Origin of the sequence: Sphaerisporangium sp. NPDC049003 (assembly GCF_043197795.1) — a bacterium.
Classification (GTDB): Bacteria; Actinomycetota; Actinomycetes; order Streptosporangiales; family Streptosporangiaceae; genus Sphaerisporangium.
This window is the reverse complement of sequence record NZ_JBICTU010000004.1, coordinates 344,449-352,769: the sequence shown is the minus strand read 5'-3', so window position 1 is coordinate 352,769 and position 8,321 is coordinate 344,449. Positions and strand designations below refer to the sequence as shown.

Sequence of the window (8,321 nt, the reverse complement as noted above, 5' to 3'; positions counted from 1 at the left end):
GTGGAGGGGGAGTCCAAGGGGCGGATCGTGCTGGCCACGGTCAAGGGTGATGTGCATGACATCGGGAAGAATCTGGTGGACATCATTTTGTCCAATAATGGTTATGAGGTGGTGAATCTCGGGATCAAGCAGCCGGTGTCGACGATTTTGGAGGCGGCTGAGGATGGTAAGGCCGATGTGATCGGGATGTCGGGGTTGCTGGTGAAGTCGACGGTGATCATGCGGGAGAACCTGGAGGAGATGAACGCGCGGGGGATTTCGGGGCGGTTCCCGGTGCTTTTGGGTGGGGCGGCGTTGACGCGGGCGTATGTGGAGCAGGATCTGGCCGATGTGTTTCAGGGTCAGGTGCGGTACGCGCGGGACGCGTTCGAGGGGTTGCGGTTGATGGACGCGTTCATGGCGGTCAAGCGGGGGGTGGAGGGGGCGGCGTTGCCGCCGTTGCGGGAGCGGCGGGTCAAGGCGGGTGCGAGGTTGGTGCGTACCCCGGAGGCGGAGTTGCCGGCTCGTTCGGATGTGGCGGCGGGTAATCGGGTTCCGGTGGCGCCGTTTTTGGGGGAGCGGGTGGTGAAGGGCATTCCGCTGGGGGAGTACGCGGCGTTTTTGGATGAGCGGGCGACGTTCATGGGGCAGTGGGGGCTGAAGGCGGCCCGGGGGGGTGAGGGGCCCTCGTATGAGGAGTTGGTGGAGTCTGAGGGGCGTCCGCGGTTGCGGATGTGGCTGGAGCGGATGCAGACCGAGGGGCTTTTGGAGGCGGCGGTGGTGTACGGGTATTTCCCGTGTGTCAGCGACGGCGACAGCCTGATCGTCTTGGATGAGGCGGGGGGCGAGCGGACGCGGTTCACCTTCCCGCGGCAGCGGCGTGACCGGCATCTGTGCCTGTCGGACTTCTTCCGCTCCCGGGAGTCGGGGGAGGTGGATGTGGTGGCGTTCCAGGTGGCCACGATGGGGAGCAGGGTGTCGGAGGCGACGGCGGAGTTGTTCGCCAAGGACGCCTACCGCGACTATCTGGAGTTGCACGGGTTGTCGGTGCAGCTGACCGAGGCGTTGGCCGAGTACTGGCACGCGCGGGTGCGTTCGGAGCTGGGGATCGGTGGCCGGGAGTCGCTGCAGGACATGCTGAAGGTGAACGTGACCGGGTGCCGGTACTCGTTCGGGTATCCGGCGTGCCCGAATCTGGAGGATCAGGTGCAGTTGTTCGAGCTGCTGGACCCGGCGCGGATCGGGGTGTCGTTGTCGGAGGAGTTCCAGTTGCATCCCGAGCAGGCGACCTCGGCCCTGATCGTGCACCACCCCGAGGCCAGCTACTTCAACGTCTGAGACGCTGGACGGGTGCCGTGCGCCGGCGGCGTACGGCACCCGTAGGGGAACGACTCCCGTAGGGGAACGACTCCCGTCACACCGAGGTCGAGTTCTGCCCGAACAGGACGAGCGCCCAGGTGAGGCAGCCGAAGGCCGCGGTGGAGGCCACCGCGCGGACGACGTTCCAGCGGACCCACCGCGCCTCGAACCGCTCGCGCACGGCCGCGAGCGACATGGCGTGATCGGATCCCGCCGCCTCCAGCTGGTCGTTCAGCGGCACGTTGACGGCGAAGGTGACGATGAGCACCACCGCGTACAGCGCGAGCGCGGCCACGATCCAGAGCAGCGCGGCGCCCGTGCCCGCGCGGAGGGCGAGCACCGCGGCGAGCGCGGTCAGCACCGGCGCGCCGAGGAACGCGAGCAGGAACCAGCCGTTGAGGATGGCCACGTTGATCGATCGCATGGCGCTGACGAAGGTGCGGTCGTCCGTCCGGTTCAGCCCGAGCATGACCGAGATGGCGTAGGCGTAGAACAGGCCCGCGACGAGCCCGGTGATGATCGTGGCGGTGACCAGGGTGGCTCCTCGTGCCAGGTCCGTCATCGCGTCCTCCTTGGTCTCTTCATGCCGACAGTCAATCGCCCGCACCATGAGACGGGCCATGGTCGAGAAGCGCGATTCCATGTTCAGGCGTCTAGAGTGAGCCGTATGGACACCCTCGCGAGCATGCTCGACGGGCCGAGGGCCAGGGGCGCCTTCCTGCTGCGCTCGATCCTCACCCCGCCCTGGTCCCTGCGCGTCCAGGACGGGGCGCCGCTCACCCTGGTGGCCATGGTGCGGGGCGAGGCGTGGGTGGTGCCCGACGGCGGCGAAGCGGTCCGGCTGAGCCCGGGGGATGTCGCGATCATCCGGGGCCCCGAGCCGTACACGGTGGCCGACGACCCGGCCACGCCTCCCCAGGTGGTCATCCATCCGGGCCAGCACTGTGCGACCCCCGAGGGGGAGCCCCTGGCCCAGGCGATGGACCTGGGCGTCCGCACCTGGGGCAACAGCCCGTCGGGGTCGGCGGTGATGCTCACCGGCACCTACCAGATGCGGGGAGAGATCAACCGGCGGCTGCTCGCGGCGCTGCCCACGCTGCTGGTCCTGCCGGGCGACGCCTGGGACTGCCCGTTCATCGCCCTGCTCGGCGACGAGATCGTGAAGGACGAGCCGGGCCAGGAGGCCGTTCTCGACCGGCTGCTCGACCTGCTGCTCATCGCCGTCCTGCGCGCCTGGTTCTCCCGTCCCGAGGCCGGGGCGCCCGCGTGGTACCGCGCGCACAGCGACCCCGTGGTGGGCAAGGCCCTGCGCATGCTGCACAACAACCCCGGCCATCCCTGGACGGTCGCCACGCTGGCCGAGGGCACCGGCGTGTCCCGCGCCGCGCTGGCGCGCCGGTTCACCGACCTGGTCGGCGAGTCTCCCATGGCCTACCTCACGGGCTGGCGGCTCGCCCTGGCCGCCGACATGCTGCGCGAGTCCGACGCCACCGTGGGCGCGGTGGCGCGGCAGGTCGGGTACGGCAGCTCCTTCGCGCTCAGCACCGCCTTCAAGCGCGTACACGGCGTCAGCCCGCAGGACCACCGCAGGCACCGCGTCCACGAGGAGGCCGGCGGCGCGGGCCCGGCGCCCCTCCGCGAGAAGGCCGCCGTGGCCGGGACGCCGCTCTGAGGTTCAGGCGCTGGTGATGACGGCGAAGCGCGCGCCCGACGGGTCGGCGAGCTCGGCGAACCGGCCGACGCCCTCGGCGCCCACAGCGGGGGCGACGACCCGGCCGCCGAGCTCCCGCGCCCTGGCGACCACCTCGTCGCAGTCGGAGACCTCGAAGTACGGAAGCCAGTGCGGGGTGTCCCCCTCCTGCAACGGCATGACGCCGCCGAGGCCCGGGTCGTCCCCCTCGGCGGTAGAGACGACGATGTAGGTCATCTCGCCGAACGGCATGTTCTCGCTGGTCCAGTCGAAGACCTGCGCGTAGAAGGCGCGGATCGCGTCGGGCACCGGGACGTACAACTCGGTCCAGGCGAGGGACCCGGGCTCGGCGACGAGGTCGAGCCCCCTGACCTCGCGGGGCTCCCACAGGGCGAACTCGGCGCCTCCGGGGTCGGTGCACCCGGCCATGCGGCCGCTGGTGAAGACGTCGAACGGCGAGACGCGCACGGCGCCCCCGCACTCCTCGACCGCCTTGGCGGTGGCGTCCGCGTCAGGGGTCTGGAAGTAGAGCGTCCACGCCGAGGCGCCGGGGTTCGGGCCGGCGGCCGCGACGGTCAGGCCGTCGAGCCGGAAGAAGCCGTAGCCCCCCGAATCGGGGCCGGCCGGCTGGAAGCTCCAGCCGAACAGGGCGCCGTAGAAGGCGGCGGCGGCCTCGGGGTCGGGGGTACCGAGCTCGACCCAGTTGGGGGCACCGTCGACGTGCGGGGTGGTGAGCATGGCTGTGCTCCTTCGCAAGAGTCTGGGGGTCAGGCGGGCTGGACCTGGACGCTGTGCGTGCCGGTGAGCGTGCGCTCGCCGACCGTGCCCGCCGGCACGCGCGTCGCCGCGTGCAGGAGGCCTGACCTGCAGTTCGCGCCGGAGTAGACGATGACGTCGGCGTTGGTCGCGTTGATCACCTGGACCCGGCTCAGAAGGCGGAACGAGGGAAGCCCGTAGCACCCGGGCGCCGGATCGAAGAACTGGTTGCGGGTGACCCCTTCGGTCGTGATGATCAGCTTCCCCGTGGCCGCGACGGCCGGACCTGGGGCCGCGAGGATCAGTGGCGCGGTGGCGAGCAGGGCGCTGAGGGTGGTCAGGACACGTCGCATGGCTCTCTCCTCAACCGTGGAACTCCAGCACGATCATCGTAACCGAGAGTGACCACAAGCTCACTGAAGTGTCGCGCCGCCGGGTCGGAACGGGAACGCGACCGCCGGCCCGCCCGAAGGCGGACCGGCGGTCGCGAGGTGCTCTGTCCTGGGGCCTGACCCGCGGTCCCTAGTCCCCGAACTCGTTCTGCACTCCGGGCGGGGTCAGCGCGGAGATGTAGTGCTGCGGGAGATGGTCGTCGATCGAGTAGACGGCGGGCAGCGAGCGGGTCGCCTCGAACCTGCGGGCGATGTAGGCCATCGCCGACATCGGGATCCCGAGCAGGCCCGCCATCTGCGGCGTCGGATGCTTCCGCGTCTCCCAGTGGCCCTTCCTCGACTGCGAGGCGCACCGCGGGTAGGTCAACATGTTCACGATGCTGTTGCGCAGGTGCGGCACCCGGTAGTGGTGCTCGCGGCCGAAGTGGCGGAAGGGTCCCGACGCGGTGGACGGCAGGTGCGGGACGACGTCGCTGTCGTAGACGTAGCGGATGACGTTGTCGCGGAGGAACTCGTCGGTCTCGCACGCCTCGGCGAAGCTCGGGTCGCCGATCATGGGCTGGCCGTAGGTGTAGACGGCCTTGAGCCGGTCGGCGAACGCCTCCCTGTACTTGCGCTCGTGCCTGATCATGACGCCCATGAGCGCGGCCATGGCCCCGCCCATGCTGTGCCCGGTGATGTACAGCGCCTCCAGGTTCCCGTCGAGCCGGGAGGGGTCGACGCCGTAGCCGCCCTCGCCCTGCGAGGAGCCGTTGGCCGAAGAGGCGCCGTCGCCGCGCATGCCGCGTATCGGCCGGCGGTCGCACGCGTGCCGTAGGGCGTCCATGACCTCGTACCGGGTCGCGCGTACGTTGCGGTAGACGCCGGCGTGGACCGTCGAGCACGGGTCGCTGATCTGGTAGCCGATGCGCTCCGGTTCGACGTCGATGTTGCTGAGCCAGTCGATGAAATTCAGCGGGTCGGTTCCGCGGTAACACAGGATCCCGACTTTGCCGTTCCTGCTCTGGATCAGGTAGGCGGTGGAACTGATCAGCATGGCGTCCACGGACGTCTGGATCATGCGGACCTGGTTGTCCTCCAGGCCCATTCTCGCCATGATCATGGAGAGGGTTCTGGGGTCCGAATAGGAATAGGCCGCGCAGGTGGCCATGAGATGCGCGATTTCGGGATCCGGATGGTCGACGGCGTTCAGCAGCCGCGTCTCCAGGTTCTTGTAGACCGGGAATCCGGATGTCTCGCGATGTCCGTACGGCCGGAGTTCGTCGTAGGTAGGCGCCTTGGCGTCCCGGTTCCACAGGCCGGTCATTTCGAGGATGTCCCGCATCCTCTGGTCCGACTCCCGTGAGAGGTCTCCCGCGACGTCCGGTTTCCTGGCCCCGCTCACCACCTTTCCGGCGCTGGGCTGGCCGACCGCGGCCCCGACTGGCTTATCCGACTGGCGACTGTTCCTGGTGGTATCCACGCTTGCCACGCCATACACCTTCCGTCATCGACGGTGCTCTCGATTGATACGCGGTCTCCGTGATGAGCAGGACAGCATCGCCACTCGCGCTTGACGCGCGCCCGAGATCCGCCTGTCTTTCACAATTTCCTAGACATCCCGGGTCAAATCTCATGCGCTCGCAAACTCATTTCCAGAGCGGTGCCGCGTGCGGTCCTAAACGAACCGCCGGTGCGCGCGGCCGGCGATGTGGGGCGGCGGGGTGAGGCCTTCGGGCAGCAGCGGATCGGGCTCGGCGTCGCCCCAGACGGCGTGCAGGGGCAGGACGCCCGCCCAGATGCCGAGCGCGGCGTCGGGCCCGTCCCCGTCGTCGGGCGGGCCCGTGCGCACCTTCACCGACGCCTCGTCGAGCGAGAGAGCCAGAAGCGTCGTGGCCGCGAGCTCCTTGCGGCTGGGGCGGCGCGCGTACTCCCACTGGCCCGGAGCGGCGTGCTCGGTGAGCAGGCGGAGACCGGCGAGCTTCTCCTCCGGGCCGGTCACCACACGGGGGACGCCGTAGATCATCGCGCTGCGGTAGTTGACCCCGTGCTCGAAGACCGAGCGGGCCAGCACCAGCCCGTCGACGTGGGTCACCGTGACGCAGACGGACGTCTCCGGGGCGGAGATCAGGCTGCGGCCGGCGACCGAGCCGTGGAGGTACAGGGTGTCGCCGTCGGCGCCGTACACCGTCGGGACGACCATGACCTGTCCCTCGACGGTCACTCCCAGGTGGCACACGAAGCCCGCCGCGAGGATGGCGTCGAGGACGTCGCGGTCGAGGCTGCCCTGTTCCCGCAGGCGGCGGTGCGTGGTCCGGTCCGTCTGGGTCAGGCTCCGGCGCTGGGGGGACGTGGTCATGCCGGCTCTCTCCCTGGGTACGGTCGGCGCCCGGCCCCGGGCGGGGGGCCGGCCGAGCGCGCGCACGCCGCCGTGATGCGTCGGCGTTTCGAGCCGATGCTACCGATTCCGTGGTGTTGGTACGAGATCTGGCACTGAATCCGTTGTCGCGGGGCCTTGGAGGCCTCAGCGGGAGGAGGAGGCCGCGAGCGTCACCGGGACATCCCGCGTCAGGGCCGGAAGGTGCTCGGAGATCGGGAGCCGCAGGACGAAGCGGGCACCACCGGCCTCCGATTCCCCGGCCTCGATGGTTCCGCCGTGGGCGCGGGCGATGTCGCGGACGATCGCGAGGCCGAGACCCGTGCCTCCCCGGTCGCGGCAGCGCGAGGCGTCCAGCCGGGTGAAGCGCTCGAAGATCCGCTCCCGGTCCGCCTCGGCGATGCCGTCCCCGTCGTCGGCGACGACCAGCTCGGCGAACTTCCCGTCGCGGCGCACCTCGACCAGCACGACGCACCTGGCGTGCCGCTGGGCGTTGTCCAGCAGGTTGGTCAGCACGCGCGCGATCTGGGTGTCGACGGCCCTGACCATCACCCCGGGGGTGAGCCGCAGCCGCACGGGCACCCGGTCGGCGCGCCGGGAGACCTCCATGCGGGCCGACTCCGCCAGGTCCACGTCCTCCAGGGCGCTGGGCGCGCCCGCGCCGACCTTCGCCAGGAGCAGCAGGTCGGTGATGATGGCCTGGAGCCGGTCGACGTCCCCGAGCGTACGGTCGAGCAGATCGTCGAGGTCGGTGTCCTCCGGATGCATCCGCGCCTCCTCAAGCTGGGCACGAAGGCCCGCGATGGGGGTACGGAGCTCGTGCGAGGCGTCGGAGGTGAACTGCCGCTGCGCGGCGAGGACATGGTCCATCCGCTCCTTGGCGTTCTCCAGGCGTTCCAGCGTGCTGTTGACGGTCCTGGCGAGGCGGGAGATCTCGTCGTCGCCCGCGGGCTCGGGAACGCGGCTGCTCAGGTCGTTGACGTTGGTGGCGGCCAGCTCGGTGCGAATGGCCTCGACCGGCCGGAGGGTCCGGCCGGTGATCTTCCAGGTCGCCCAGGTCGCGAGGGAGACCAGCACCGCGACCTGGATCGCGAACAGGGCGTCGAAGACGCCCGCGGACACGACCCCGCGGATCGGGCCGCCCGCGTAGACGGTGTTGGAGTCGGGGCCGAGGCTCACGCGGACGGCCGAGACGCGGACGCAGCCGAGCTGCGCGAAAGCGCAGGTCTCCACGTCCTTCTGCGGGTCCGCCGCCGTGGGCCGCACCGTGCTCAGCGGCGCGAGCCCGCGCACGGCGGGGGAGGAGGCGATGACGCGGCGGTCGGGCCCGACGAGCTGGACCAGGTCGACGCCGGGGACGCTGCTGGTGATGACGGGGTCCGTCAGCTTGCCCGCCCGGTCGGCCGCCGCCATCAGGCCGGCCGCGCGCCGGGCGTCCAGCCAGCCGGCGTTGTCCAGTTGCTGGCGCGCGACCATGCCCGCGAGCACCCCCGAGGGCACGAGCAGGAGCATCGCGAGGATGGCGACCAGGGCGGTCACCCGTCCGCGGATGGACCGAGGCCGCCACGACGTCAGCGCCCGCCGCAGCGGGGGTGACGGGGATGGGAGTCTGGCACGCACGCGGGTGTCCTCCTGATGGCGTGGTCATCGGAGCTGACCACGGTGGCGATGTGACCCCGGGCGCGGGATCGCCGCACGTCGGGTTCCAGGGCTGCCGTGTGGTGGAGCAGTCGGGCGGATCATCGCCGGGACCCTGGATGTGGTGGTCACGACTGCCCCGGATTTGGAG

8 protein-coding genes are annotated in these 8,321 nt (G+C 70.4%); 2 read left to right on the top strand and 6 right to left on the bottom strand.

Annotation, left to right across the window (positions count from 1 at the left end; genetic code table 11):
* On the top strand, positions 1-1,317 hold a 1,317-nt coding region (locus ACGFIV_RS06585), incomplete at its 5' end, for a vitamin B12 dependent-methionine synthase activation domain-containing protein (protein WP_392832606.1).
* A 76-nt stretch (positions 1,318-1,393) separates the two neighbouring features.
* On the opposite strand, the gene ACGFIV_RS06580 is transcribed toward ACGFIV_RS06585, so the two are convergent.
* Positions 1,394-1,900 (bottom strand): DUF1772 domain-containing protein, encoded by a 507-nt coding sequence (locus ACGFIV_RS06580; RefSeq protein WP_392832604.1) that lies wholly within the window; start codon positions 1,898-1,900, stop codon positions 1,394-1,396.
* Between the two features lie 105 nt (positions 1,901-2,005).
* On the opposite strand from ACGFIV_RS06580, the gene ACGFIV_RS06575 reads away from it, so the two are divergent.
* Complete coding sequence (locus ACGFIV_RS06575) at positions 2,006-3,010, top strand: AraC family transcriptional regulator (RefSeq protein ID WP_392832601.1); 1,005 nt, start codon at positions 2,006-2,008, stop codon at positions 3,008-3,010.
* A 3-nt stretch (positions 3,011-3,013) separates the two neighbouring features.
* Here ACGFIV_RS06575 and ACGFIV_RS06570 read toward each other — a convergent pair whose 3' ends face one another.
* The 5 genes from ACGFIV_RS06570 to ACGFIV_RS06550 form a co-directional block, all read right to left on the bottom strand.
* Positions 3,014-3,766 carry a VOC family protein gene (locus ACGFIV_RS06570; protein WP_358561592.1) on the bottom strand — a complete coding sequence of 251 codons (753 nt, stop codon included), beginning with the start codon at positions 3,764-3,766 and terminating at the stop codon, positions 3,014-3,016.
* 29 nt (positions 3,767-3,795) lie between these two features.
* On the bottom strand, positions 3,796-4,137 hold the full coding sequence (locus ACGFIV_RS06565) for a hypothetical protein (protein WP_358561595.1): 342 nt from the start codon (positions 4,135-4,137) through the stop codon (positions 3,796-3,798).
* A gap of 169 nt (positions 4,138-4,306) precedes the next feature.
* Positions 4,307-5,647: a lipase family protein gene (locus ACGFIV_RS06560; protein WP_358561598.1), complete on the bottom strand. Its 1,341-nt coding sequence runs from the start codon at positions 5,645-5,647 to the stop codon at positions 4,307-4,309.
* A gap of 186 nt (positions 5,648-5,833) precedes the next feature.
* On the bottom strand, positions 5,834-6,514 hold the full coding sequence (locus ACGFIV_RS06555; protein ID WP_392832595.1) for a pyridoxamine 5'-phosphate oxidase family protein: 681 nt from the start codon (positions 6,512-6,514) through the stop codon (positions 5,834-5,836).
* A 165-nt stretch (positions 6,515-6,679) separates the two neighbouring features.
* Entirely contained in the window at positions 6,680-8,152 is a 1,473-nt protein-coding gene (locus tag ACGFIV_RS06550) for a sensor histidine kinase (protein WP_392832592.1), read from the bottom strand.
* Positions 8,153-8,321: the final 169 nt, after the last annotated feature.